Source organism: Sphingomonas faeni (assembly GCF_024273235.1).
GTDB classification, from domain to species: domain Bacteria; phylum Pseudomonadota; class Alphaproteobacteria; order Sphingomonadales; family Sphingomonadaceae; genus Sphingomonas; species Sphingomonas faeni_A.
Genome location: NZ_JANBVH010000047.1, coordinates 1 through 24,661, shown reverse-complemented (window position 1 = coordinate 24,661; position 24,661 = coordinate 1). Strand labels below are relative to the sequence as shown.

21 protein-coding genes are annotated in these 24,661 nt (G+C 65.8%); 10 read left to right on the top strand and 11 right to left on the bottom strand.

Annotation, left to right across the window (positions count from 1 at the left end; translation table 11 throughout):
* Positions 1 to 16 precede the first annotated feature (16 nt).
* From NLI89_RS19045 to zwf, 3 genes are all read left to right on the top strand, one after another.
* Complete coding sequence (locus NLI89_RS19045; protein ID WP_254688415.1) at positions 17 to 580, top strand: cytochrome b; 564 nt, start codon at positions 17 to 19, stop codon at positions 578 to 580.
* A 257-nt stretch (positions 581 to 837) separates the two neighbouring features.
* Entirely contained in the window at positions 838 to 2,385 is a 1,548-nt protein-coding gene (locus NLI89_RS19040) for a cation:proton antiporter (RefSeq protein ID WP_254688414.1), read from the top strand.
* Positions 2,386 to 2,507: 122 nt separating this feature from the next.
* Complete coding sequence (zwf, locus tag NLI89_RS19035) at positions 2,508 to 4,007, top strand: glucose-6-phosphate dehydrogenase (RefSeq protein ID WP_254688413.1); 1,500 nt, start codon at positions 2,508 to 2,510, stop codon at positions 4,005 to 4,007.
* A 119-nt stretch (positions 4,008 to 4,126) separates the two neighbouring features.
* Here the strand turns inward: zwf and NLI89_RS19030 are convergent, their stop codons facing one another.
* Complete coding sequence (locus tag NLI89_RS19030) at positions 4,127 to 4,414, bottom strand: hypothetical protein (protein WP_056047554.1); 288 nt, start codon at positions 4,412 to 4,414, stop codon at positions 4,127 to 4,129.
* Between the two features lie 50 nt (positions 4,415 to 4,464).
* Positions 4,465 to 4,695, bottom strand: coding sequence for a hypothetical protein (locus tag NLI89_RS19025; protein WP_056047557.1), 231 nt, complete (start codon positions 4,693 to 4,695; stop codon positions 4,465 to 4,467).
* A gap of 121 nt (positions 4,696 to 4,816) precedes the next feature.
* Between NLI89_RS19025 and NLI89_RS19020 the strand changes: the two genes are divergently transcribed.
* Complete coding sequence (locus NLI89_RS19020; protein ID WP_254688412.1) at positions 4,817 to 5,878, top strand: SDR family oxidoreductase; 1,062 nt, start codon at positions 4,817 to 4,819, stop codon at positions 5,876 to 5,878.
* Between the two features lie 157 nt (positions 5,879 to 6,035).
* Here the strand turns inward: NLI89_RS19020 and NLI89_RS19015 are convergent, their stop codons facing one another.
* Positions 6,036 to 8,423: a hypothetical protein gene (locus NLI89_RS19015; protein ID WP_254688411.1), complete on the bottom strand. Its 2,388-nt coding sequence runs from the start codon at positions 8,421 to 8,423 to the stop codon at positions 6,036 to 6,038.
* Positions 8,424 to 8,810: 387 nt separating this feature from the next.
* Between NLI89_RS19015 and NLI89_RS19010 the strand changes: the two genes are divergently transcribed.
* The gene (locus tag NLI89_RS19010; protein ID WP_254688422.1) at positions 8,811 to 10,217 is read left to right on the top strand and encodes a hypothetical protein; all 1,407 of its coding nucleotides are present in this window, start codon (positions 8,811 to 8,813) and stop codon (positions 10,215 to 10,217) included.
* A 305-nt stretch (positions 10,218 to 10,522) separates the two neighbouring features.
* Here NLI89_RS19010 and rplL read toward each other — a convergent pair whose 3' ends face one another.
* The 7 genes from rplL to NLI89_RS18975 form a co-directional block, all read right to left on the bottom strand.
* A complete protein-coding gene (gene rplL, locus NLI89_RS19005) occupies positions 10,523 to 10,897 on the bottom strand; it encodes a 50S ribosomal protein L7/L12 (protein WP_056047577.1) in 375 nt (124 codons plus the stop codon).
* Positions 10,898 to 10,961: 64 nt separating this feature from the next.
* Positions 10,962 to 11,477: a 50S ribosomal protein L10 gene (rplJ, locus tag NLI89_RS19000; protein ID WP_055879768.1), complete on the bottom strand. Its 516-nt coding sequence runs from the start codon at positions 11,475 to 11,477 to the stop codon at positions 10,962 to 10,964.
* Between the two features lie 467 nt (positions 11,478 to 11,944).
* Positions 11,945 to 14,974 carry a TonB-dependent receptor plug domain-containing protein gene (locus NLI89_RS18995; protein WP_439144546.1) on the bottom strand — a complete coding sequence of 1,010 codons (3,030 nt, stop codon included), beginning with the start codon at positions 14,972 to 14,974 and terminating at the stop codon, positions 11,945 to 11,947.
* A gap of 470 nt (positions 14,975 to 15,444) precedes the next feature.
* On the bottom strand, positions 15,445 to 16,137 hold the full coding sequence (gene rplA / locus NLI89_RS18990) for a 50S ribosomal protein L1 (RefSeq protein WP_254688409.1): 693 nt from the start codon (positions 16,135 to 16,137) through the stop codon (positions 15,445 to 15,447).
* 4 nt (positions 16,138 to 16,141) lie between these two features.
* Entirely contained in the window at positions 16,142 to 16,573 is a 432-nt protein-coding gene (gene rplK, locus NLI89_RS18985; RefSeq protein WP_254688408.1) for a 50S ribosomal protein L11, read from the bottom strand.
* Between the two features lie 253 nt (positions 16,574 to 16,826).
* Entirely contained in the window at positions 16,827 to 17,174 is a 348-nt protein-coding gene (locus NLI89_RS18980) for a DUF1508 domain-containing protein (protein WP_254688407.1), read from the bottom strand.
* A complete protein-coding gene (locus NLI89_RS18975) occupies positions 17,164 to 18,474 on the bottom strand; it encodes an EAL domain-containing protein (protein ID WP_254688406.1) in 1,311 nt (436 codons plus the stop codon). Before NLI89_RS18975 ends, NLI89_RS18980 begins: the two co-directional genes overlap by 11 nt.
* A gap of 758 nt (positions 18,475 to 19,232) precedes the next feature.
* Between NLI89_RS18975 and NLI89_RS18970 the strand changes: the two genes are divergently transcribed.
* From NLI89_RS18970 to NLI89_RS21820, 5 genes are all read left to right on the top strand, one after another.
* Positions 19,233 to 19,886, top strand: a complete 654-nt coding sequence (locus NLI89_RS18970) for a carbonic anhydrase (protein ID WP_254688405.1) — start codon at positions 19,233 to 19,235, stop codon at positions 19,884 to 19,886.
* Positions 19,887 to 20,043: 157 nt separating this feature from the next.
* On the top strand, positions 20,044 to 20,856 hold the full coding sequence (locus tag NLI89_RS18965; protein WP_254688404.1) for a hypothetical protein: 813 nt from the start codon (positions 20,044 to 20,046) through the stop codon (positions 20,854 to 20,856).
* Position 20,857: 1 nt separating this feature from the next.
* Positions 20,858 to 22,030, top strand: a complete 1,173-nt coding sequence (locus NLI89_RS18960) for a M48 family metallopeptidase (RefSeq protein ID WP_254688403.1) — start codon at positions 20,858 to 20,860, stop codon at positions 22,028 to 22,030.
* An 8-nt stretch (positions 22,031 to 22,038) separates the two neighbouring features.
* The gene (locus tag NLI89_RS18955) at positions 22,039 to 22,638 is read left to right on the top strand and encodes a hypothetical protein (RefSeq protein ID WP_254688402.1); all 600 of its coding nucleotides are present in this window, start codon (positions 22,039 to 22,041) and stop codon (positions 22,636 to 22,638) included.
* 316 nt (positions 22,639 to 22,954) lie between these two features.
* Positions 22,955 to 23,911, top strand: a complete 957-nt coding sequence (locus NLI89_RS21820) for a hypothetical protein (RefSeq protein ID WP_302675871.1) — start codon at positions 22,955 to 22,957, stop codon at positions 23,909 to 23,911.
* Between the two features lie 193 nt (positions 23,912 to 24,104).
* Here NLI89_RS21820 and NLI89_RS18940 read toward each other — a convergent pair.
* On the bottom strand, positions 24,105 to 24,661 hold a 557-nt coding region (locus NLI89_RS18940), incomplete at its 5' end, for a Swt1 family HEPN domain-containing protein (protein ID WP_254688400.1).

Sequence of the window (24,661 nt, the reverse complement as noted above, 5' to 3'; positions counted from 1 at the left end):
TATCGAAGGAAGACACATGGCAGCGCAGGATCGTCCGAACGGACCCGTGCCGGACCGCTATTCGAGGGTGGCGATCTGGTTCCACTGGACGATCGCGCTGCTGGTGATCTTCAACATTGCGGTCGGCCTGCTGCATGATCCGGTGCCGGCGCTGCGCAGCCTGATGGGGGCGCACAAGGCGCTCGGCATCACGGTGCTGGTGCTGACCGCGGGACGGATCGCATGGCGGCTGGCACATCGCCCGCCGCCGCTGCCGGTCCATACCCCGATGTGGGAAAAGGCGCTCGCGCATGCCGCGCATGCGCTGCTCTACATATTCATGATCGCCTTGCCGCTGACCGGGTGGATGATGGTGTCGGGTTCTGCAAAGCGTTCGCCGCTGAACTGGTTCGGCCTGTTCGACATTCCTTACCTGCCGGTGTCGGCCGCGACCGGGCGGTTGGGGCATGAGGCGCACGGCGTGCTGGGCTGGATGATGCTCGCGCTCGTCGTCCTGCATATCGGTGCCGCGCTGCGTCATCACCTGCTGCTCCGCGATCCGGTTCTGGCGCGGATGGCCCCGGTTTTCCGGCGTCGCTGAACAGCCGACGTCACCCTCGCGAAAAATTATTTGCGGTGCGTCGCAACAAGGGTTGAACCAAAACGGGGCTCACCCATTTAGATCCTGTACGGCATCGTGTCCCCCCCTTTCGCGGCGCCGTACGGTACGCTTCTAGCGTACCTCCTCCCTGAACCTAGGCCACTCCGTGCGTCACGCACGGGGTGGTTTTTTTTGGCCGTCCGACCCGCCCCGATCGAGCGTCGGGCCCATCCGCCGCCGCCGCCCGTTGCGCCCGCGTGCAATTGTTCGAAAGCCTCGATGCGATCCTGCTCGCCGCGCTGGTCCTGCTGGTCCTCGCGCGCAAGCTGAACGTCCCGTATCCCACCTTGCTCGTCGCAGCGGGGCTGGGCTTCGCAGTCCTGCCGTTCGCGCCCAAGATCGCAGTCGAGCCGCATCTGGCGCTGGCGTTGTTCATCGCGCCGGCGCTGCTCCACGCCGCCTATCACACCAGTCCGCGGGCGTTGCGGCGCTACTGGTTCCCGCTCCTGTCGCTGGCCGTGTTCGCGGTGCTCGTGACCGCGGCGATGGTCGCGCTGGTCGGGATGACGCTGGGCGGCCTGCCGCTCGCCGCCGCCTTCGCGCTGGGAGCGATCGTCGCGCCGCCCGATGCCGCCGCCTCCGAGGCCGTATTGGGGGAGGTCGGCATTCCCCGCCGCGGCCTGTTGCTGCTTCAGGGCGAAAGCCTGCTCAACGACGCCACCGCGTTGCTGCTGTTCGGGCTCGCAGTGGCGTTCGCGACGCATTCGGACACGCCGGTGACGCCGCTCGCGCTCGCCGCCGCGGTGCCCGGCGGGATCGTCTTCGGCGCGGTGGCGGCATGGATCTATCTCCGCGTCGCACCGCTGTTCGCGGGCACGCTGGGTGCGAGCCTCGCCGATTTCGCGGTGACCTTCGGGATCTGGCTGCTGGCCGAGCGGCTGCACATTTCGCCCGTGCTCGGGGTCGTGACCTTCGGCATGATCGTGTCGCAGCGTCGTCCGATCGGCCAGCCGGCGCGCGACCGGCTTCAGAGTGCGGCGGTATGGTCGGCGGCGGTCCTCGTCCTCAACATCATCGCCTTCGCGCTCATGGGGCTGCAATCGCGCGACGTGCTGGAGCGTCTGCCCGCGGCCGAGCGTTGGCCGGCGATCGGGTTCGCGACCGCGGTGCTGGCGACCGTGCTGGTGACGCGTGTCGCGTGGGTGTTCTTCGTGCGCTTCGTCGAGGGCGCGATCGCCAGCCGCTACGCGCCGTCCTGGCTCCCCAAGCCGCCGCCGTGGAATGCGTCCTTGATCCTGTCCTGGTCCGGCATGCGCGGGTTGCTGACGCTCGCCACCGCGTTCGCGCTCCCGAGTTCGGTGCCGGGCCGCGACCTGATCGTGCTCGCCGCGTTCGGCGTGGTGATCGGTACGTTGGTGCTGCAAGGGCTGACCCTCGGCCCGCTGATCCGCCGTCTGAACCTCGGCGCGGATTCCGGGCTCGCGGACGAGATCGCTCCCGCGCGCAAACGCCTGATCGAAGCCGGCCTCGCCGTGCTGCCCGCGCGTGCCGGCGAAGCGGCGGATGCGCTGCGCTTCCGCTATGGCGCGGCGGGCAAGGTCACCGCCGAGGCCGACGATCCGCAGGCGACCTCCGAATTCGACGAACTCCACCTCGAGATGATCGCCTGCCAGCGCGTCGTCCTGCACCGGATGCACGACAGTGGCGAGATCGCCGAGGACGTCTATCGCCGCTTGCAGGAGGAACTCGACTGGTCCGAGGTCGACGCACGCTCGTTCGGCGACAATATCCTCACGGCGACCTGACCGCCGGGGTTAGCGCGACACAACACGTGCCGGGAACATCGGCGCACGCTACGCTGTTTGAGAGAACCACCCACACCCCAGAACTGCCGTAGAAAGGGTCGATGCATGTCCGAGGCGAATTCATGAGCAAGTCCGTGAAGCCAGCACCGCCCACGACGCTCGTGATCTTCGGGGCATTCGGCGATCTCACCCGCCGGCTGCTGATGCCCGCGCTGGTCAACATGACCCGGCTGGGCTTGGTCGGCGACGACTTCCACGTGCTTGGCGTCGGCATCGACGAGGGGAACGACCAGACGCTCCGCGATGCGCTCGGCAGCTTCGACGCGAAGGGCGGCGAGGGCGCGGGCGAAAAGGGCGCGGCCTGGGCCCGCCTCAAGGATCGCGTTGGCTACCTCCAGGGCGATTTCACCAAGGACGACGTCTACGAACAGCTCAAGACCCGCGTGACCGGCAACGTCGCGTTCTACTTCGCGGTCCCGGCCAAGTTCTTCGGCGATATCGTCGACAAGCTCGCGGATCACGGGCTGATGGCCGAAACCCCGCGCGCCTTCCGTCGGATCGCGATCGAGAAGCCGTTCGGCCACGATCTCGCCTCCGCACGCGATCTCAATGCGCGCATCCTCGACAAGGTTTCGGAGGCGCAGGTCTACCGGATCGATCATTTCCTCGGCAAGGAAACGGTCCAGAACATCATGACCGCGCGGTTCGCGAACATGATGATCGAGCGGGTCTGGAATTCGGACTGCATCGCGCACGTCCAGATCACCGCTGCCGAAACCGTCGATGTCGGCACCCGCGGCAAGTTTTACGATGCGACCGGCGCCTTGCGCGACATGGTACCGAACCATCTGTTCCAGCTGCTCGCGATGGTCGCGATGGAGCCGCCCGCGAACTTCGATGCGGAGGCGATCCGCAACGAGAAGGGCAAGGTGCTGAAGGCGGTCCGCGCCTATTCGCCCGCACAGGCCAAGCGCAACGGCGTCCGCGGCGTGTATAAGGCGGGCCAGGTGCAGGGCCATGACGTCCCCGACTACACCGCCACCGCGGACGTCGCGCCGGACAGCCATACCGAGACCTATGTCGCGCTGAAGCTGATGGTCGACACCTGGCGCTGGGCGGGGGTGCCGTTCTACCTGCGCACCGGCAAGGCGATGACCTGTCGCGACACCGAGATCGTGATCACCTTCAAGCCCGTGCCGTTCGCCTCGTTCCCGGGTGCCGCGGCGGACATGCTTCCGCCCAACCGCCTGATCATCCAGATCCAGCCCGACGAGGGGCTGAGCATGGACATCAACATCAAGCGGCCCGGCCTCGAAGTCGCGACCGCCCCGATCGCGCTCGACTTCCGCTACGCCGACGCGTTCGATATCGGCCACCTGACCGGCTACGAGTCGCTGATCTACGATCTGTTCGCCGGCGACCAGACCCTGTTCCAGCGCGCCGACGCGATCGAGGCCGGCTGGGCCGCGGTGCAGCCGTTCCTCGATCTATGGGCGACCGACCAGAGCATTCCGGAGCCGTACGAAGCCGGTACGCTCGGCCCCGCTGCGGCGGATGCCCTCCTGGCGCACGACGGCCACGAATGGCACGAACTCGCACCTGCGGGTAAAACCGTCCCCTGACTTTCACCCCTCCCTGAAAGGGAGGGGCCGGGGGTGGGTAGGCCGCTTGGGAAGGAAAACGTCCGCCAACCGGCCGACCCACCCCCAACCCCTCCCTGCCAGGGAGGGGAGCAGGCGTATCAAACCCGCTCCGTCAACTCGATCTCGCCCTCGACCTCCATCTCGTCCTCGTCGCCCATCTCGTCCATGTCGGGCATCGTGAAGTCCGCCTTCCAGTCATAGACCTTCTCGACGCCGCCTTGCACCCAGACGCGGACCGCGCCCGAGGTGATCTCGCCGCCCATCGCGCCGACGAAGTCCGCCACCAGCGAATCCGCCGCATCCTCGTGATCCGTCGCACCCGGGATCGTCGCGGCCGTCATCTCCTCGTCGAGTTCGATGATCTGCGCCCAATATTGCTTCGCCATGGTCTACTCCTGAGAAATGAAAGCCGTCAGCCGGCGTATGTAAGATGCCGTCAGCCGGCGGTAATGATGGGATGATCCTCGCGCAGTCGGTCCGCCAGCCGCTCGACCGCGTCGACCTCGCTCGCGCTGCCCGACGGGGTCACCGCCCAGTTGCAATGCGCGTGCGTCGCGAGGCTGTAGACCTTCACATCGCCGACGATCAGCCGCCACCGCCGCCGATCGCCGCTATTGTACCGGACGAGGTTGGTGACGAACAGGCTCTGGAGATCCGATGCAGTCATCCGCGCCCCATAGCCACAACCGCGCACCCGCCGCCACCGCAAACGGGACGCCGTGGACCCCTTCCAAAATTCGGCGCGTTTGGGACATCGACGAGATCATTACCAGATACGGGAATTGCACATGGCCGGAACGGCATTGGTAGTAGGTACGAGCGGGATCGTCGGTAGCGCGACCGCGGCGGCGTTGGTGAAGGCGGGTTGGGCGGTATACGGCCTCGCGCGGCGGCCGACCGAACAGGACGGCGTGCAGCCGGTCGCCGCCGACTTGCAGGATCCGAGCAGCCTGGAGGCGGCCCTGACCGGCATCAGGCCCGACGCGGTATTCATCGCGACCTGGTCGCGCCAGGACAACGAGGCGGAGAACATCCGCGTCAACGGCGGCATGGTCCGCAACCTGCTCGGCGCGCTCAGCCCCGGCGGCAGCGTGCGCCACGTCGCGCTCGTCACCGGGCTCAAGCATTATCTCGGACCGTTCGAGGCGTACGGGAAGGGCGTTCTCCCGCAGACCCCGTTCCGCGAGGAACAAGGGCGCCTCGACGTCGAGAATTTCTACTATGCGCAGGAAGACGCGGTGTTCGAGGCGGCGGAGCGCGACGGCTTCGGCTGGAGCGTCCACCGCCCGCACACGATCATCGGCAAGGCGGTCGGCAACGCGATGAACATGGGCACCACGCTCGCGGTCTATGCGACGCTGTGCCGCGAGACCGGCCGCCCGTTCCGCTTCCCCGGCTCGGCCGCGCAGTGGAACGGCTTGACCGACATGACCAGCGCCAGCCTGCTCGCCGACCATCTGCTGTGGGCCGCGACCACGCCAGAGGCACGCAACGAGGCGTTCAACGTCGTCAACGGCGACGTCTTCCGCTGGAGCTGGATGTGGGGCCGCATCGCCGCTTGGTTCGGGATCGAGGCCGCCCCGTTCGACGGCACAATCCTGACGCTCGAAGAGCAGATGAAGGATGACGCCGGCATCTGGCGCGAGATCGCCGCCCGCGAAGGCCTCGCCGAGGCCGACCTGTCCCGCCTCGCATCCCCCTGGCACACCGACGCCGATCTCGGCCGCCCGATCGAGGTGGTTACCGACATGGGCAAGAGCCGCCGACTCGGGTTCAAGGAATACCAGCCCACCGACGACGCGTTCTTCGACCTGTTCGAACAACTCCGCGCCGACCGTCTGATCCCGTAACGACGACAGGGGTTGAAATCCTCCCCCGCCAGGGGGAGGTGGCGCCGAAGGCGACGGAGGGGGAGGACACGGAACATCCGGTTTCCCTTACCTCCCCCTCCGTCTGGCAAGTGCCAGCCACCTCCCCCTGGCGGGGGAGGATCGCAGGACCGGACCTCTAGCTCTTCACCGCCACCGCCACCGTAGCCGTAACCCCCGGATCATCCCGCAACCGCAGGTACAGCATCCCCCCAACCGGCTTCGGCACCGCAAACGCCCCCCCGGTGAACCCCTCCGGCACCCGAGCCGCCGCCGCGAACCCCGCATTCGCCGCCACCGACTCGATCAAGAACAGATCCGTCCCCGCCAGCATGCAAGTCTCCGCGCACGTCACCCCGGTAATACCCGGCACCCGCATCAGGGTCGTCAACGGCACCCAGTCGCCCGCGACTCCGTTCTGGACCAGCCGCCACTTGAGCGGCCCATGCGCCGAAACCCCAAGCGCCTTGCCCGGCTCGACCGTCGCCACCGCGATCCGATCGTCCTGCACGGTCAACCCGCGCCCCGACGAGACACTCGTGGTCGTCTTCCCATCCGCCGTCGCGATCTCGACGCTGTCCCCGGCAGAAAACCGCGTACCCTCGGCGCGCAGCGAGAACGTCAGCCGGGCATCCTGGGACATCGCCGTATCGCCCACCAGCACGACCGGAAGCCCGGGGGAGGGGGCCACCGCAACGCTCTTGGCGATCAGCGTCGCCTTCGGCCGCGCCGCCGCGACGACGAACTTCACCGAGCGTTTCCGCCCATCGGTCAACGTGACGAGCGCCGTCTTCGCCTGACCCGCCGCAAACGCCGGCGCCGTATCCGCGACCAACGCCAGCCGATCCACCTTGTCGGCCCGCACGACCTCGCCCGGCTTGAACGCCACGCCGTCCACGGTCATCGACGCCACCAGGTCCAGCCGCGTCCCCGCCAGCGTCCCTGCGGCATCGCCCGCATACAGCGTCAGGCCATCGATCCGCCCCGCCTCGGCGAGCGCGGTCAGCGCGATCTTGTCCGGCGCCTCCACGCCATATTGCTTCACCAGCAGCGACAGTTTCCCCGGCGCGGTCTTCGCCAGCGGCAGGGTCAGCGCGATCCGATCGCCCGTCGTCGTCCACGCGAGCGGCACCGGACCCGCATCGCTGACCAGCGTCACCGCCTCGACGCAACTCGGCGTCGGCCCGGCCAGCGCCACCGCGTTGTCGCGGCCCACGACCAGGCTCTCGGGATCGGTATCGACCATTGTCCACCCGCCGGCCCGCGGCACCTGCAACCGAAACCGCGGCCCATCGAACGGCGTGAAGCCCCAGCGCCCATGCAATGTCGCATCGGTCACGCTGCCAAGCCCGGCGGTCCGCATCCCAACCTGATCGAGCACATACCCGCCGCGCTCGGCATCCGCCTGCACCGGCAGCTCGACCACGCCACCCTGCGGCGTCGTGACCCGCAAGCTCATGTCGTGCGCGAACTTGGTCGCATAGATCAGCGGCGCGCCCTCGACCGGCAGCACCAGATCGGGCCGGGCCGCACAGACCAGCCGGTCCGCCTCCGCCCGCCGCATCGTCGGAGTCTGCGGCACGCCCGTTTCGATCACCGGCATCGCGACCACCATCACCGATTTCGGGCTCGCGAACGACGGTGCCGCGTTCAGCAGCAACGCCAGCCGATCGTCATGCGCCCGCGCCAGCGCCGGGATGTACCGGAACTGCGTCGACTGGAACGCGCCGAAGATCTTCGCCAGATCGCGCACCACGCCGATATACGGGCTGTAATAGCCGAGCCCGCCCTCCGGCGTCGCGCTCAGTTGCAGCGCCAGATCGGTCGGCGCACCGACCAGCGTATCCGCCAGCGTCGAACTCTGCCCGTCCGCCAGCACCAGCGAATCGCGGCTTTGCGTCAGGCAGGAGGCTTGCAGATCCGCCGCCAGATCGAGGCATTCCGCCTTCAGCTTGATCGCCAGACTGCGCGACAGCAACGGCGACACCGCCTCGATCCGCTCCGGCCGCGTCCGCTCCAGCGCATGGATTCCGTCGAGAAACGCATCCAGCCGCGCCCGATCGAGCGACGCCTGGTCGAGATCCTGCACCGCGCGCACGAACGCCCCCGGCTGTTTCCGGACGGCGTTGACGACCGCATCGAACCCGCCGCTTTCCGGGACCAGGAACACGACCAGCTGACGCGCCCCCTCCGGCACCTTCAACGCGAGCGCGTTCTTCTTCTCTTTCCACGTCTCGGCCTTGAAGAACCATGACTTGGGCGGCGGCTCGGTCGCACCCCGCAGGAATGCCGCGACCAGCAGATAGCGCGCGCCATCGTCCTTCTTGCCAACCGCCAGATCCGCCGCGATCGAAACCTTGTCGCCGGTCGCGAGCTTGGGCACCCGCGCGATCGGCAGCGTGGTCGTCCCATGCGTCACGGCGACGCGCAGGGTCGGTCCGGTCAGGTCGAACGGCGCCGGGTCGGCCTGTGCCGCCACGGGCACGAGGGCCGCTGCCAGCGCGCAGAACGGAAGAAATCGAAGCATCATCACGGGCGATCTCATCGTCGTAAGCATCCCCGATGGCCTGTACCGGTGTCGAGAATAGGGCAACCCCGCGGCAAGTTGAGCCCGCCGCCCGCCCAATTCCACTGATCCTCCCCCCGCCAGAGGGAGGTGGCTGGCCCTTGCCAGACGGAGGGGGAGGCACGCGAAACCGCAGCTCTGTGTCCGCTACTTCGGCGCCCACTCTGCGCCAAAAGCAACCACATCACCTAACGCCATACCGCCCCCGATCGGCCACCCCCACCACAACCCCAGTCACGTCTCACCGCTACCCAGGCGCGCCTCGTCGCATCGCGGGTTGCCGTAGGGCCGTGTTCAGCCTCCCCCGCCCACAACGACGCGACGACCGCGCGCAGGGGATTTTCGACGATGACGACCGACCGCGGGGCCTTGGCCGCCCTGCTCGCCACCATGACGATGCTCGCGTCGGCAAGCCCGGCGCTGGCGCAGACCGAGCAGACCGCGCCCGTTCGCGGACTGGAGGGGCTGGCGAACCCCGCGCCGCAGACCAACGCGACCGTCCCGATCCCCGACGCGCCGAAGATCGTCCTGCCCACCGAGACGCCGACGCCCCAGCGCACGCCGAGCCCGCGCCCGACGGATAAGCCTGCCACCGAAAAGACCAATGCGGCAAAGACCGGCGCGACAAAGACCAACGCCGAACGTCCCGCGCGCAACGAACCGGAAACGCGGACCCGCAGCGCCACGGACGCTGCACGGTCGTCGACCTCGGCCGAGCCTGCCCCGGTAGCGACACCTGCACCCGAGCCAACGGTGGCTCCGCCGCCGGCCGAGGCACCGGTTACCGATCCAGCCCTGCAACCCGCGCCGCAACCCTCACCCGCTGCGACGCCCGCGCCGACCGCACAACCGACGATCACCGCACCGGAGACGGGCAGGGCGATGCCGCTCTGGCTCTCGCTCGCCGTCATCGTCGTGGTGCTCGCCGGACTATGGTTGCTCCGCCGCAAACCGCGCGGCCGCCGTCAGGACCAGATGGACGTCGAAACCGTCGCCGAGCCAACACCGGCGCCCGCGGCCCCCGAACCCGTTTCGCCTCCCGTCGCGGTCGCGCCTCCGACGACACCAGCTGCACCCGCCGTCGCAACGGTCCCCACGACCGCGCCCACGACCGCGCCCACGACCGCGCCCACGACCGCGCCCACGCCCACGCCCACGCCCACGCCCACGCCCACGACCGTGCCCGTGACCGCCATCGCCGCGCCGAAATTCCTCGAACCCCGTCCAAAAACGCCTCCGCCGCCGCCGGCGGCCGCCCGAGCCCGTGTCACCTGCGATCTTCGCCCCTTACGCGCCGGCCTCAACCTCCTCAGCGCCACCGTCGAGTGCGAACTCGTCGTCACCAACACCGGCACTGCGTCAGCCGAGGCGATCCGCACCGGCGTCGCCCTCCTGACCGCGCACGCAGGCCAGGACACCGATCTCGCCCGGTTCAATGCTGCCCCGATCGGTCGCCCGGCCACGCCGCCCTTCGCGCTGGCACCCGGTGAATCGCGCACCATCCGCACCGTCGTCGCGATCGCCCGCGACGCGATCCAGACGATGACCGCCGCCAACCGCCCGATGTTCGTCCCCGTCATCGCCACCAACATCCTCTACGCCACCGCCGGTGACGACGCCCAAACCGCACGCGCCTGGGTCGTCGGCATCGAACGCGTCGACTCCGCCAAGCTCGCCCCCTTCTGGCTGGACGGGCCCGCAAAGATGTTCACGACGGTCGCCGCCCGGCCGCATGCTGCGACGTTCGAGCGGTAGCGAAAAGTAGGGGGGAAGTCGCCTGCCCCCTCTCCGTTCGTGCTGAGTAGAGACCGAGTAGCGCCGTAAGGAGCGTATCGAGGGCTCGTATCGAAGCACAGGTCCCGCGCGCAACGTCGCCGCGCGAAAGACGACCCGCCACCACCAGACACGAAAAAGGGCGACCCCATTGCTGGGGCCGCCCTTTTTCTTAGCTGCGGCCAGCAGGGGCAAAGCCCCTGCTTCGTCGGTCGACACTGCGTGCCGCCGGCCGGCCTTGCTGGAGTGCGATTTAGCCTTAGCTAAATCGTCTCTCCAGCTGCGGCTTACTTAACCTCGACCGTAGCGCCGGCTGCTTCGAGCTGCGCCTTGATCTTGGCGGCCTCGTCCTTCGACACGCCTTCCTTGACGGCCTTGGGAGCCGACTCGACCAGCGTCTTGGCTTCGGTCAGGCCGAGCGCGGTGATCGCACGGACTTCCTTGATGACGTTGATCTTCTTGCCACCGTCGCCGGTCAGGATGACGTCGAATTCGGTCTGCTCTTCTGCTGCAGGAGCAGCGGCGCCGCCGCCTGCTGCCGGTGCTGCGACCGCTGCTGCGGCCGAAACGCCCCACTTCTCTTCGAGCAGCTTCGAAAGCTCAGCTGCTTCGAGAACGGTCAGTTCGCTCAGGCTCTCAACGAGCGCGTTCAGGTCTGCCATGATAAATCTCCATCTCGGGGCTCATGCCCCATCAGTTCAAAAAGGTAACGAAAGGCCTGCAAGATCAGGCGGCTTCCTTCTCCGCGTAGGCGGAAAGTACGCGCGCGAGCTGCGCTGCCGGAGCCTGCGTGATCGTTGCCAGCTTCGTGGCGGGTGCCACGATGAGGCCAACGATCTTGGCACGCAGTTCGTCCAGCGAGGGCAGCGTTGCGAGCGCCTTCACACCGTCGACGTCGAGGGTCGTCGCGCCCATCGCCCCACCCACGATTTCGAACTTGTCGTTCGTCTTCGCGAATTCCACGACCACCTTGGCGGCCGCGACGGGATCGATGGAGCTGGCCAGACCGACCGGACCCGTGAGCATGTCGCCCAGCGAGCTGTAGTCGGTGCCGTCCATTGCGATCTTGGCAAGCTTGTTCTTCGAGACCTTGTAGGTCGCGCCGGCGTCGCGCATCTTGTTCCGCAGCACAGTGGACTGTGCGACGGTCAGGCCGAGGTTGCGCGTGACAACGACGACGCCGACCTCGGAAAAGGTGCGGTTCAGCTCGGCTACGGCCGCGGTCTTTTGATCACGATCCATGCCATTCTCCACGTTATACGAGTTCACCGCTTGCGCAGTGGACCCGGTTACTAACCGGAGGCGCAGACAAACCCGCGCTTCCGGGGTGTCTCGTCGATGGGGCATGGGAGAGGGCAGGCGTACGAAACGCTCCGCAAAATCTCATTCCCCGTCTAGGTGGGAGATTAAGCACCGGCAAACCCCGTGCACCCACTGTCTCGGACGGAGTTCGACGAGCAAGCCCGCCGAACGAGCCCGCGCCTTAGCGGAATCGGTGGCGGAGTCAATTCCCCTGCGATCCTCCCCCGCCAGGGGGAGGTGGCACCGAAGGTGACGGAGGGGGAGGACACGGAGCAGAGGTTTGTCGTTACCTCCCCCTCCGTCTGGCAAGCGCCAGCCACCTCCCCCTGGCGGGGGAGGATTAAGAAAGGGCGGCTCCTTCCGAAGCCGCCCCAATCACTCCCAGATCCGACGATCAGTATTTGCGATCAGTATTTGAACGTCGCGCCGATGCGGAACTGGCGGCCGATCAGGCCGGCATAATGCCACGTCGTCAGGAAGTTCGGCGCACTGGCATAGGCCGCCGGTGCGATCGGTGCACGGGCGTCCAGCAAGTTCTTCACGTTGAAGAAGAACGTGAAATTGTCCTGGATACGGGCCGTCAGGTTCAGGTCCGTGCTGATGAACGACTTCACGAAGCAGAATTTCTCGCCGGTCGGGTCCGCCTTGTACAGATTGGCCGAGCAATCCCGCGACAGATTGCCTTGGTCGGTCGCGACGGACTTGATTTTGCCGACGTAATAGGCGGTCAGGCTGAGCGAGAAGTCGCCCGTGTCGAGCGTGTTCTGCCAGTTGCCGCGCCAGTTCGGCGTGCCGTTGCCCGACGACAGGTCGTACGGCCCGAGCGTACCGGCATAGCGCTGCACCGTGCCGTCGTTGGTGTGCAGATCGTATTTGAAGATGTGCGTCGCTTCGACCCGGCTCGTGAACGTCAGTCCGTCACGAAGCGGGATCGTCGCCGTCGCCGCCAGGTCGATACCCGCGGTAAGCGCATAGTTCGCGTTCACATAGGGCACGTCGATGATCAGCACGCGCGGCAGGGCGTTCGGGAACAGCGGGTCGGCACCGTCGACCGTGTTGACCGCATAGCCCTGACCGACCGCCGCTACGGCCGTTTGTGCAGCCGCGAGGTTGGGGGCGTTGAAATATGCGGTGACCGCCTTGCCGATGTCCGGCCCCGTCACGATCAGGTTGGACTTCTTGACGTTGTAATAGTCGGCAGTGAAGCTCAGCCACTTCACCGGCTGGAAGATCACGCCGCCGGTGAAGCTGCGCGATGTTTCCGGCTTGAGGTCGGGGTTACCCGCGACGCCGCGGCCGAGCGAATAAGCGAGATTGTACGGATTGCCGTTCGCCTGACATGCTGCATTGGTACCTGTGCCGCCGTGCGCCAGGATGAAGTTGCACGGCGGGGTGGTCGTGACGAAGCCTGCATACTGGCTGCGGGGGCCGGATTCGGCAAAGGTCGGTGCGCGGAACCCCTGCGAATAGGTGCCGCGGATCGCGAACTCCTTGATCGGCGTGAACTTCGCGCCGATCTTTGGCGAGAAGCGACCGAACCCTTCGGAATAGTGATCGTACCGGCCCGACGCGTTGAGGTCGAGGATGCTCAGCACCGGCGCGTCGATCTCGAAGTAACCTGCTGCCACGGTATGTTGGCCGAACGCCGAAGCGGTCGTCAGGCCGTATGTGTCCAGGTTGACGTTCTGGTTGTTGTTTTCCAGCTTTTCGCGACGAACCTGGCCGCCGATGGCGAATTGTAGGGGGCCACCGGGTAATTGCGTGACAACTTTGGAGATCGATGCGTCGAGGCTGTACAGCTCCGAATGCGACGGGGTGGTCTTGTCCGGCGCCAGCGCGGAGCGCACCGCAGCGGTGTTCAACTGCGGGTTGACGAAGTTGTACGAGCCCGTGTTGATCGCTTGGCTCAACGCCGCGATGTTGAGCAGGCCGTGCTGCGTGATCGACAGGTTGTCGCGGGCATAGACGCCCTCGACGCGCCAGTCCCAGCCGCCTTCGAAGCTGCCGTTGAGGCCGCCCGTGAAGCGATAGACGTCGTTGGTGCGATCGCTGCCGGCCGGAATGTCGCCGAACGCGTAATAGATGCGGGCCGCACTCGTCGCAGGATTCGCACCCGCCACGGCATAGGGGTTGTTGGGATTGAGCGTACGCCCCGGCGTTGTCGCCAGCGCACAGTTGATGCCGGTCGGGCAGATATACATCGGCAGGACGATGCCCGGGTTCGACGACGCCACCGAAGGCGCTGCACCGAAGGGCTGTGTCGCGCGAATTGCCGAGGGCAGGCCGAGAATGCTGACATAGCTGCGGCTGAAGCTGCCGGTGACATAGCCTTCGACGTTGTCGGCGATCCGAACGCTGATCCGGCCATTGACCGAATAGCGCTCCTGCAATGGCTGCAACTGGCGGTATTTGTCGGTGAGGTCGTACTTGCAGCCGGTGCCGCGTGCTGCGCCCGTCGTGACCGCGAAAGTGCCCCCCGCGCAGTTGCCGAGCCCGAGCGCATTATACTGATTGGTGAGAGGCGCGCCGATCTGCCCGCTCAGAGGGTTGTTGAGATCGCCCTGGGTTACGCGCGTGACATAGGCGGTCGGCACGTTGACGAGCAGTGACTGATCGGCCGAGTTGTTGTCGAGACCGCCGATCCGGGTGAGATCCTGGGTGTTGTACGGGAACCCGCGGCTGTGGCTCGAAACGCGTCCGTCGCGCTGGTATTCGCCGTTCAGATAGACGTTGAAACCCTTGTCCGCATAGTCGCCATAGCCGATCGTGAGGTTGGCACGCTGGTGGCCGGCATCGCCCTTCTCGGCAACACCGCCCTCGACTAGGCCGGAAATGCCGACGAACTGCTTCTTGAGCTTGATGTTGACCACGCCGCCGATCGCATCGGCACCATAGGTCGACGAGGCGCCATCCTTCAGCACTTCGATCCGGTCGACCAGGCTGAAGGGGATCGTGTTCAGATCGACATAGGCGTTGTGGCCATCGTCGTTGATCGGGAAATTGGTCGAGCGCAGGCCATCCACGAGTACGAGCGTCGACGATACGCCGAGACCGCGGAGCGAAACGGCGGATCCACCAGCCGAGAACCCGGTCTGGAAACCGGTACCGATCGAGCCCGCGCTGTCGGCGGAGATCGAACGGATGGCGTCCGACGCAGTCGTGATGCCGGCCTTCGCCAGCGTATCGGCGGTCAGGACGGTGACAGGCGAAGGAGTCTCGGTATCGGTACGGCGGAACAGCGAACCGGTGACGACGATGTCAGCGGGGTTCTCGTCCTGCGTGTCCGCGGTGGCGGGCTTTGCCTGCTGCGCCTGAACGTCGAGCGACGCTGGCGTCTGCGGTGTGGTCTGTGCGAACGCCGGCGACGCCAGCGCAATCGCGAACGGCGTGGCGGCGGCGAGCAGAAGCGTCTTCTGCCCGAACCCTGTAGCTTTGATCAATGATAGTCCCCCCGATTACGCCGACGCCCGAGTGTCCCGGGCAGCGAACGTAAAATCCCCAATGCCGCTGATTTTTCAGCGACCGGGCTGAGGTGAAGGTCCGAATCGGTACTGTAAAGCGACACAGTGCCGCGCGTTACAAAACTGCGCGGAATGCATCGTCTTGTTACAAATAAGACACATAATGTGACAATATTGTCATGTTCGCCCTGCATGGGCGAAAACCGTTTCAGGTGCCAAAAAGCTTGGTCGTCGCGTCCCACGTTTTAAAGGCACCGGGACGCAAAACGCCCCATGTCGGTCGCCAGCACACGCAAAAAGGGCCGGGATCGCTCCCGGCCCTCTTCAATTTCTGGCGTCAGGACGGGAGTAAATCCCGTTCCCGTCTCTGGCATAGTCGGTCGCGGTTGCCCGCGCCGGCCGGGCGTTCGCCGTCTCGGGATCAGCGTGCGCTGATCCCGTGCGGCTCAGGCCCCAGCAACCTCGGTCGTGTCGACCTTGATGCCGACGCCCATGGTCGACGAGATCGCGACCTTGCGGACGTACTTGCCCTTGGCGCCGGTCGGCTTGGCCTTGACCACGGCATCGACCAGCGCGTCGAAGTTCGCGCGCAGGTCTTCTGCCGGGAACGACGCCTTGCCGATGCCCGAATGGATGATGCCGGCCTTTTCGACGCGGTATTCGATCTGGCCGCCCTTGGCGTCCTTGACCGCCTGCGCGACGTTCATCGTGACCGTGCCCAGCTTCGGGTTCGGCATCAGGCCCTTCGGACCCAGAACCTTACCGAGGCGACCGACGATGCCCATCATGTCCGGGGTCGCGATGCAGCGATCGAAATCGATCGTGCCACCCTGGATGGCTTCCATCAGGTCTTCGGCGCCGACGACGTCTGCACCAGCTGCGGTGGCTTCCTCAGCCTTCGCGCCGCGGGCGAACACGCCGACGCGGACGGTCTTGCCGGTGCCCTTGGGCAGCGTGACGACGCCGCGGACCATCTGGTCGGCGTGACGCGGATCGACGCCCAGGTTCAGCGCGACTTCGATCGTCTCGTCGAACTTCGACGTGGCGCCCGACCGTGCGAGCGCGATGGCCTCGTCGATCGCGTGCAGCTTGACGATATCGACCGTGTTGGCCTTCTGCTTCTTGCTCAGCTTTGCCATGATATCAGCCCTCCACCACTTCGAGGCCCATTGCGCGGGCGCTGCCTTCGATGATCTTCGTCGCAGCGTCCATATCGTTGGCGTTGAGGTCCTTCATCTTCGTCGTGGCGATCTCGCTCAGCTGGCTGCGCTTGATCTTGCCGGCGACGACCTTGCCCGGCTCCTTCGAACCCGACTTGAGACCGGCGGCCTCCTTGATCAGGTACGAGGCAGGCGGAGTCTTGGTCTCGAACGAGAACGAGCGATCCGCATAGACCGTGATGACGGTCGGGATCGGCATGCCCTTCTTCAGTTCGCTCGTGCCGGCGTTGAACGCCTTGCAGAACTCCATGATGTTCACGCCGCGCTGACCCAGCGCAGGCCCGATCGGCGGCGCGGGCTTTGCCTCGCCTGCAGGAACCTGCAGCTTGATGTATCCGGTAATCTTTTTAGCCATGTCACTCTCTTTATAAGGGCGGCAACCACATTGGCGGGCCGTCCGATGAGCTTAGCGGTGATGACGAGCGCCGAGGCACTCTCCCGCAAATTCCCGCAGCTGTAGCGTTGGAAGCGCGTGCGCATAGCGGAACGCCGCACCCGACGCAACCGCTCGCAAGGAGACGGCCCGGTCGATCGACCCGCATGCCATGCCGGATAATCGGGCGTGCCTGTTCGGCCCCGGCCAACCCGGCCAACCCGGCCAACCCGGCCTATTCGGGCAGCTCGATCGGCCATCCGATGCGTTTGGCCGCGGCGATGCAACTCGATCGCGTCGCATAGCCGTCCGAATACGCGATCAGGCTGCCGTCGCCGTGAAACAACAGCCATGCCCATGATCCCGTCAGCGATGGTAGCGATGGCAGGTTCACCTCGTCGACCTCGCGAACCTCCAGCCGCATGACGGGATCGGAATCGGGCTCCGAATGGGCCACCATCGGTTCGCTCGGCTCTGCGGCGGGCGCGATGTTCAGGTGGCTGACGGTCCGGCGGCGCGCATTCTGCCGGTCGGCGGCCTGGCGGTCGGCGGCGGTGAGGCCGGGAGGGCCTTCAAGCGCCATGACGGCTCAGGATCGTCTGCGCCGGTACCGGCTTGCCCCAGTAGAATCCCTGGCCCCAGTCCGCGCCGAGCGAGCGGGCCAAAATCAGGTCCGCGTCGGTTTCGATGCCCTCGATGACGGTTCCGATCGTCCTGCTCCTGCAATAGTCGACGATCTCCCTGAGTAGGGAAACGGGAAATTCGCCGTTCCTGCACTTCTGGAAGATCTTGCGGTCGATCTTGACCTCGGAGATCGGCAGCTCGGAAATGCGATCGAAATTGGTCGCCCCCTTGCCGAAGTCGTCGAGCGAGATCGGGACGCCGATCCGCCCCAGTTCCCGCATGTTCTCCAACAGCCGATCGTCGAGCCCGGGATAGCTGATTTCCGTCAGTTCGATCGACAACATGCCGGCTGCGACCCGGTGTCGGCGAAGCAGGATCGGCAGCGCCACGATGAAATCGGGATCGGTCAGGACGGCGGCGCTGCAGTTTACCGCGACGGGCACGGCACGACCGTCGAGATCGAGGGCGGACAGGAGCGCCGCTGCCGCCTCGACGGCAAGCAACGTCGCCGCGACTTCGAGCGACAATATGGTCGAGGGCGCGAAGATATGTTCGGGGTTGAGCGACGGGCGATTGCGCAATCGGGTCAGCGTCTCATACCCCGCGACGCGATCGTCGCGCAGGTCGCGCTTGACGTGAAACTCGTGGGTCAGGTTCGGCAGCAGCCGCCCTTGCTGGATGAGCCAGGACAGAAACCGCTGGTCATACATGTCGCTGTCATGCGTGTGCTTGGGAATGGCGACGAGCCGCTTCGTGATGGCGTCCGCATCATAGGGGCCGTCCATGTGATCGACGGGGCCGATACCCGATTGCTCGGCGAGCGCGAGCGCCGCCGGAAAATGGACGCTCGGCTTCATGATGGTCAACGCCCCGGAATAGTCCTCGTCGTCGAGCATCGTGATGAACGCGTGCCGGTTGAGGTTCGATACATCGGGGTTGATGACGACCAGGTCGGGGCGGAATGCGACGCCGGCTCTTTCCTCGCTGGCCATGCCGATCCACGCGACCTTGTGGCCCATCGCTTCGAGCTCGCGGTGGACGTGCGCGCGCGAGGCGTCTTCGTGGTCGAGAAAGAGAATGCGGTGGCCGGCGGCAATCCCGTCCGTGGCAATCCCGTCCGTGGCAATACCGTCCGTGGCGATCCCGTCCGTGGCGATCCCGTCCGTGTCGGCGCGGCTCGCTTTTGCTCGATCGCCCGCGATCGGCAAGGGCTCGCCGCGTGCCGGTAATGCATGCATGGCCGTGGCTGGTGTCGGCATCTGTCATCCCCCTGCGTCGGATTGCCGAATATGAATCTGGGTATGTCCAGGTACTCAGCCGGTGCCGCCTTGTAACAGCGCGGCCTGGCATTCCCCGACTTGGGCGATTCTCGATTTGGCGATCGTCTTGGGATCACGCTGACCCTGAATAAATTAGCGAAGCGTAACCGAAAATGGTTAACGTTCGATCATATCTCGTGGAATCCCGATTGCGACTTTTTGAAGCTCTTCCAAGAGACTGATTAAACGGATTTACTGTGAATGCCGTTTTCGAATATTTTTTATCTTACAAGATGCATGGTTTGAGGCAGGTTAGGTGACACGGCAGCAATTGTCGCAACATGACATGCAACATGGTGCCCATCCCTGCGGCAATGCGACATCATGCAGGCACGGGCCAAATAATTGAACGTCCAGACACTTCGAACTATCCAGAGGCGCTCCCTGTCGTGCTGCACAAATCCGAACAGCCCGGCAAAGTCCGTTCAAGATGCGGATCATCTCCGATGTTTGTCGGCGCCGTTCACCCGTTCGTCAAAGGTGTTTTCCGCAGGGAGGACAACGATGGCCGAGCGCCCGGCACGGCTGCCGCGAGCATCCGAACCGCGGATCGCCGTATCGGCGTTGCTATACTGCAGACCCATGGGCCGCAGACTGGCGCATCATCGCCCCACCTGATCTCGACCGGGGAACCCTTGCGGGAGGGAACGGTTTTCGTAGAGAGGCCAACTCGGCCGCATTCCGGGAGAACGACAACAATGACTGACTTTTCCGACCTAATAGATGGCTATCAGCGGTTCCACACATCGGACTGGCGCCGCGAGCGCGAGCGTTGGAGCAAGCTTGCCGAATCCCAGACGCCGCGCGTCATGGTGATCGCCTGCTCCGATAGCCGCGTCGAACCCGCGCAGATTTTCGACACGTTGCCCGGCGAGATCTTCGTCGTGCGTAACGTCGCCGCCCTGGTTCCTCCCTGCGAGGCAGGCGATGGCGGCTATCACGGCGTCTCGGCCGCCGTCGAGTTTGCGGTGACGCAGCTCAAGGTCGAGGAAATCGTCGTGCTCGGCCATGGCAGCTGCGGTGGCTGCAAGGCATCGCTCGCGCGGACGTTCGAAAGCACCGAGGACGGCGCCGATGGCCGCTTCATCGGCGACTGGGTCAGCCTGCTCGACGACGCCCGCGACAAGGTCGCCAGCGAGCATGACGATATCACCAGCCGCGAAGCCTATCGCGCGATGGAGCAGGAAGGCGTCAAGACGTCGATCCGCAACCTCCGCACCTTCCCGTTCGTGAAAAAGGCCGAGGACGCGGGCCAGCTCAAGATCCAGGGCGCGGTCTTCGCGATCGACGACGGTTCGCTGGTGGTGCTCAACGAGTCGGGTGACTTCGAGTCCGCCAAGCCCCGCATGTAACGCATCGACTTCATGTAACGCATCGACCTGATGTGATGCTGCGAAAGGCGGCGCGGCTCCCACGGTCCGCGCCGCCTTTTTGCTGTCTGCTGATCCATAATCGACCGATCTCGCGGCCATGATGGGGCGTTTCTGGGCTAGCCTTCCGGAAACTCGGATGGGGGCATCCGACGATATCGGGGGGATCATGCTCAAATCATGCCGCGCGTTGCTTGCAGCGCTGTCTCTGTCGCTCGCCGTTGCGGCGCCGGCCTATGCGCAGGAGAAGACCGGTGCCAAACCCGGCTTCTCGCTGATGCCCGGCACCGCGCGGATCGTCCTGATGCGTCCCTCGATCCGGGTCGGCGCGCAGTCGACCGGCGGCATGTACGAGCCGAACGCGGACTGGACCGATCAGGCCAGGGAGAACATCGCCGCCGCGCTCGCCAAGGCGCAGACCGGCCTCGGCAACAGCGTCGTCGCCTATGCCGAGCCGCTCGGTGCGGACGGCGCGAAGGTCGCGGAATATCGGGAATTGTTCGGTGCGGTCGCGTCGTCGGTGATCGAGTATCAGTTCTTCAAGGGCAATCGCCTGCCGACCAAGAAGCGCAAGGACCAGTTCGAATGGGGGCTGGGTCCCGACGTCCGTGCGCTGCCCGGCCTCGATACCGCGGACTATGCGCTGTTCATCACCACCGAGGACCATTTCGGCTCGACCGGGCGGAAGGTGTTGCAGGTCTTCGCGGCGATGGCGCGCATTCCCGTCGCGGCGGGCGTCCACAAGGGGTTCGCCGGGCTCGTCGACCTGCGGACCGGCGACCTCGTCTGGCTGAACGCCGACATGCAGATGGGCGGCGACGTCCGCGATGCCGAGGGCGCCGACAAGCGCGTCCGCCAGTTGCTGGAAGGCTTCCCGGGTAAACCGGTCGAAGCTTCGGTCGTCTCCGCGCCCGCCATTGCCGCCAGTCCCGCCATCGCCTCGGCGCACTGACATGCGGAACCCGCTGCCCGCGCTAGTGCCCGCGTTCCTGCTCGCCGCCGCGATGGGCACCGCCGCCATCGCCGCCGACAAGCGCCCGCCGCTCCCGACCTACACGCAGGCCTATACGCCGACCACCGTCGACGAGCGCGGGCTGTGGATGGAGGCGGACGAGCGCGAACGGGTGCAGCGCGAATCCCGGTCGCTGGTCAAGGATCCCGCGCTCAACGCCTATGTCCGCGGCGTGCTGTGCCGCACCGTCGGCGAGGACCGGTGCCGGTCGGTCCGCCTCTATATCGACGAGGTCCCGGCGTTCAACGCGTTCATGACGCCCAACGGCGCGATGGTCGTCTGGACCGGGCTGTTGCTCCGCGTCCGCAGCGAGGCCGAGCTCGGGGCGATCCTCGGCCACGAGTTCGGGCATTTCGAACTCCGCCATTCGCTCAAGGACTTCAGGAGCCACCGCATCGGCACCGACCTGATGGCCTGGGCGTCGATCCTCGTCCGCAACAGCGGCAACCTCCAATATGCCATGGTCGGCCAGATGTACGCCTTCAGCCGCGATCAGGAACGCGAGGCGGACATGACCGGCTTCCAGTATCTCGCGCGCTCGCAATATCCGTCGTCCGCCGCTGCCGATGTCTGGGTCAACGTCATGGGCGAGGCCGACGCGACCGCGATCGGTCGCAAGGGCAGGGCGCAACACAAATACGTCGCCGGCGTCTTCGCCACCCATCCGACCGATCTCGCGCGCGCCACCTACCTGCGCGCCGCCGCGATCGAGGCGCACGACGTCAAGCCCGCGGTCGTGGACACGCACCAGGCGGCGATGGCGAAGTGGCTGCCGATCTTCCTCAACGATCAGATCAAGCTCAACGATTTCGGCGGCAGCGAATATCTGCTGGCGAATCTCGCGGGAGCCGGTGGCTGGACGACGCCCCTGCTGTGCGCGCGCGGCGATCTCTACCGCGAGCGCGGCAATCCCCGCGATCTCGTCAGCGCCGCGCAATTCTACCAGGAGGCGATCGCCAGGGGCGACGCCCCGCCCGAGGCGTATCGCGGCCTCGGCCTGTCGTTGCTCCGCAGCCAGCAGCTCGCCGAGGGCCGCGCCGCGCTAGTCGATTACCTGCGCCTCCAGCCAGCCGCGCCCGACGCGGCGCTCATCGCCACGTTGGTGGCGCAATAAGGATGACCATGTCGATCAAGCCTCTCGTTGCCCCCGTCGCCCTCGTCGTGGTTGCAGCATTCGCCGTCCCCGCCTCGGCCGGCAACAAGCTCGTTCCCGCAGGCCAGCGCATCGCCGTCGCCAAGTCGGCGATGACGGTGCAGCCGGGCACCGAATGGAACAAGCTGTCCGAGCGCCCCGGCCGCAAGGCGGAAACCTGGACGCAGGATGGCGACGAACTCAACGACCTGACCTTCTACGGCGGCATCGAGTCCGGCAAGCCGCTGTTCCGCGAAGTCGACAGGAAGAACCAGCCACTGCCCAAGGTCTCGGCGACGATGCTGATCACCGACATCCCGGTGCTGCTGGAGAACAGCTATCGGATCGCGCTCGGTGCCGCATCGGTAAGGATCGACACGATCGAACCGATCCCGTTCGCCGGCGCGAAGGGCGTGCATTTCACCTACACCTTCTCGAAGCAGAACGAGACGCTGCAACGCCGCGGCGACGCGCGCGGCGCGATTATCGGCGGCAAGCTGTACCTGGTGACGTACGAGGCGCCGAGCCTGTATTACTACGACCGCAGCGCCGCGGCGGCGCGCGTGGTTGCGGACAGCGTGCAGTTCTAGAACTTGCCGAGGTAATTCGCCCCTATCGGCCGCCGTCCCGTCCCGGCCGGACGGCGACGCGGTCCCCGGTGACCGTCAAGGCTGCCTAGTTCTCCCGCGAAGCGTGTTCTCCCTCGAAGATTGTTCTCCGGCGAAGGCGAGCGCGGGGTTGCGCAGGCCCCGCCTGCGCAAGGATCGTCCGGGGGACGATCCGACCCCGCACTCCCAGTCTGGATCCCCACCTTCGCGGGGAAACAAACCTGGACACCGCCGCCGAGTATCCCGCTCCAAGCACAAGCCCCTTGCAATGTAGGATATCGAGGCAGACCCACTAGCGATGGCGCGCCCCTCGACCCCCGACAAGTTCACCCGCCGCCAGGCCGCCCAGAACGCCGCGTTCCTCGCCGCCCTCCGCCGCACCGGCAACGTCCGTGAGGCCGCCAGCACGCTAGGCTATAACCGCTCCACCTTCACCAAGCGCCGCGCCGCCCACCCCGCCTTCGCCGCAAAATGGAACGCCGCGCTGGTCATGGCCTCCGCAGCCCTAAATCTCCCCTCCCGCCTGCGGGAGGGGTCGGGGGAGGGGAGTGCCAAGAACGCCGCCATCCCAACCGGATCCCCCACCACGACAAGAACCGCCAACGGCCGCCTCCAGCTCCGCCGCCCCACCGCCAACCGCCTCGACCACGCCGCCGAGCAAGCCTTCCTCACCGCGCTCTCCGCCACCGCCAATATCCGCCTCTCGGCCGCCGCCGCCGGTTTCAGCCACTCCGCCTTCTACGCCCGCCGCAAAGCCAGCCCCGCCTTCGCCCGCGAGATGCGCCTCGCGCTCGCGGCCGGCTACGAACAGGTCGAGTCCGCGCTGATCGCCGGATTCCTGCCCGGCGCGCACGACCATGACGCGTGGCGCCACAACGATCCCCCGCCGATCCCACCGATGACCGCGAACCAGGCGCTGCAACTCCTCCATTTGCACAACCGCACGGTCCACCTCCAGGAGGAACCGCCCCACCTCAAGCGCCGCCGCGGCGAATCGAGCGAAGCCCACAGCTACCGCCTGACGGCAATGTACGAAGCCCGCCAAGCCCGCGACCGCGAAGCCTTCGACCTCGCCGAAGCCGCCCGCCACGAACGCGGCGAACCGACGCTGAGAAACCCGTATCCGGCGCCGAGGCCAGTACGCCTGCCGGCGCTCGATCAGGTCACCGGCTGGAGCAAGGCCGACCCAACGAAGGTGGCACATGATCCTGATGTCGCGCTGTTCGGCGGCTGGCGGTTGAAGGAGCGGAAATAACGGCGTCAGTTTTTGGGAGGTTAGTGGACCGGCCGGTTTGGCGCAGCCAGCCGTGGTTAGCGGCGTTCGTTCAGAAGCACGTGCCCGGCAATGTGAACGCAAAGAGGGGTCGGATGTAGGGTCCAATCAATCAAGATGGACGTTCGCCGAATCCGTCCCGGTTTTTTCTCGCATGTTTGCATCAATAACCGGTTTAACTACCCATCGAGCGGAACCAGTCCCGCACGGATAGATGCAAACGGACAACTTCGTCTTCTGCAAGAGGCTTGCAATGAGCGATTGGCCCACGCAGCACGTTTAGCGTTGCAATAACTCGCTCGAGAGCTTTGCGATTTTGGAAAACGTCCGTGAAGTCGTTCCAATTTTGCTTAATGATCTCACCTAGCTCACCGAAGGACGTGTAATCGAGTGGCTCATCTGAGCGCGCAGCGACACCGTGCTCGATCTCCTTAAGTCTGATCCGATCGACGTTCTCGCGCACACTTTGCGGAGCCTTGCCCCACCATTCAGTGCCGTGACGTTCCAACATGATGCTCGTGATCAAAGATCTTATCGAGTTTTCGAGACAGTAGAAGACACGATAGTGAACGGCCATGTCGCTGGCCTCGCGCCGAATTTTCTCTTCAAACTGCGGATAGTAAGTTTCGTCCATACCGCCCGCTTCCGCCGGTCGGTGGCCCAAATCGATATCTCTCTCTCGCTCGACACGCTGCACCGCCGCTTCGATTGCAAGGTTGTTAAGCGCGAACA

What these genes read in the sequence shown, in the direction of transcription:
- NLI89_RS19045 (WP_254688415.1), top strand. Translation starts at nt 17, where the DNA reads ATGGCAGCGCAGGATCGTCCGAACGGACCCGTGCCGGACCGCTATTCG.
- zwf (WP_254688413.1), top strand. Translation starts at nt 2,508, where the DNA reads ATGAGCAAGTCCGTGAAGCCAGCACCGCCCACGACGCTCGTGATCTTC.
- NLI89_RS19030 (WP_056047554.1), bottom strand. Translation starts at nt 4,414, where the DNA reads ATGGCGAAGCAATATTGGGCGCAGATCATCGAACTCGACGAGGAGATG.
- NLI89_RS19025 (WP_056047557.1), bottom strand. Translation starts at nt 4,695, where the DNA reads ATGACTGCATCGGATCTCCAGAGCCTGTTCGTCACCAACCTCGTCCGG.
- NLI89_RS19020 (WP_254688412.1), top strand. Translation starts at nt 4,817, where the DNA reads ATGGCCGGAACGGCATTGGTAGTAGGTACGAGCGGGATCGTCGGTAGC.
- NLI89_RS19015 (WP_254688411.1), bottom strand. Translation starts at nt 8,423, where the DNA reads ATGCTTCGATTTCTTCCGTTCTGCGCGCTGGCAGCGGCCCTCGTGCCC.
- NLI89_RS19010 (WP_254688422.1), top strand. Translation starts at nt 8,811, where the DNA reads ATGACGACCGACCGCGGGGCCTTGGCCGCCCTGCTCGCCACCATGACG.
- rplL (WP_056047577.1), bottom strand. Translation starts at nt 10,897, where the DNA reads ATGGCAGACCTGAACGCGCTCGTTGAGAGCCTGAGCGAACTGACCGTT.
- rplJ (WP_055879768.1), bottom strand. Translation starts at nt 11,477, where the DNA reads ATGGATCGTGATCAAAAGACCGCGGCCGTAGCCGAGCTGAACCGCACC.
- rplA (WP_254688409.1), bottom strand. Translation starts at nt 16,137, where the DNA reads ATGGCAAAGCTGAGCAAGAAGCAGAAGGCCAACACGGTCGATATCGTC.
- rplK (WP_254688408.1), bottom strand. Translation starts at nt 16,573, where the DNA reads ATGGCTAAAAAGATTACCGGATACATCAAGCTGCAGGTTCCTGCAGGC.
- NLI89_RS18980 (WP_254688407.1), bottom strand. Translation starts at nt 17,174, where the DNA reads ATGGCGCTTGAAGGCCCTCCCGGCCTCACCGCCGCCGACCGCCAGGCC.
- NLI89_RS18975 (WP_254688406.1), bottom strand. Translation starts at nt 18,474, where the DNA reads ATGCCGACACCAGCCACGGCCATGCATGCATTACCGGCACGCGGCGAG.
- NLI89_RS18970 (WP_254688405.1), top strand. Translation starts at nt 19,233, where the DNA reads ATGACTGACTTTTCCGACCTAATAGATGGCTATCAGCGGTTCCACACA.
- NLI89_RS18965 (WP_254688404.1), top strand. Translation starts at nt 20,044, where the DNA reads ATGGGGGCATCCGACGATATCGGGGGGATCATGCTCAAATCATGCCGC.
- NLI89_RS18960 (WP_254688403.1), top strand. Translation starts at nt 20,858, where the DNA reads ATGCGGAACCCGCTGCCCGCGCTAGTGCCCGCGTTCCTGCTCGCCGCC.
- NLI89_RS18955 (WP_254688402.1), top strand. Translation starts at nt 22,039, where the DNA reads ATGTCGATCAAGCCTCTCGTTGCCCCCGTCGCCCTCGTCGTGGTTGCA.
- NLI89_RS21820 (WP_302675871.1), top strand. Translation starts at nt 22,955, where the DNA reads ATGGCGCGCCCCTCGACCCCCGACAAGTTCACCCGCCGCCAGGCCGCC.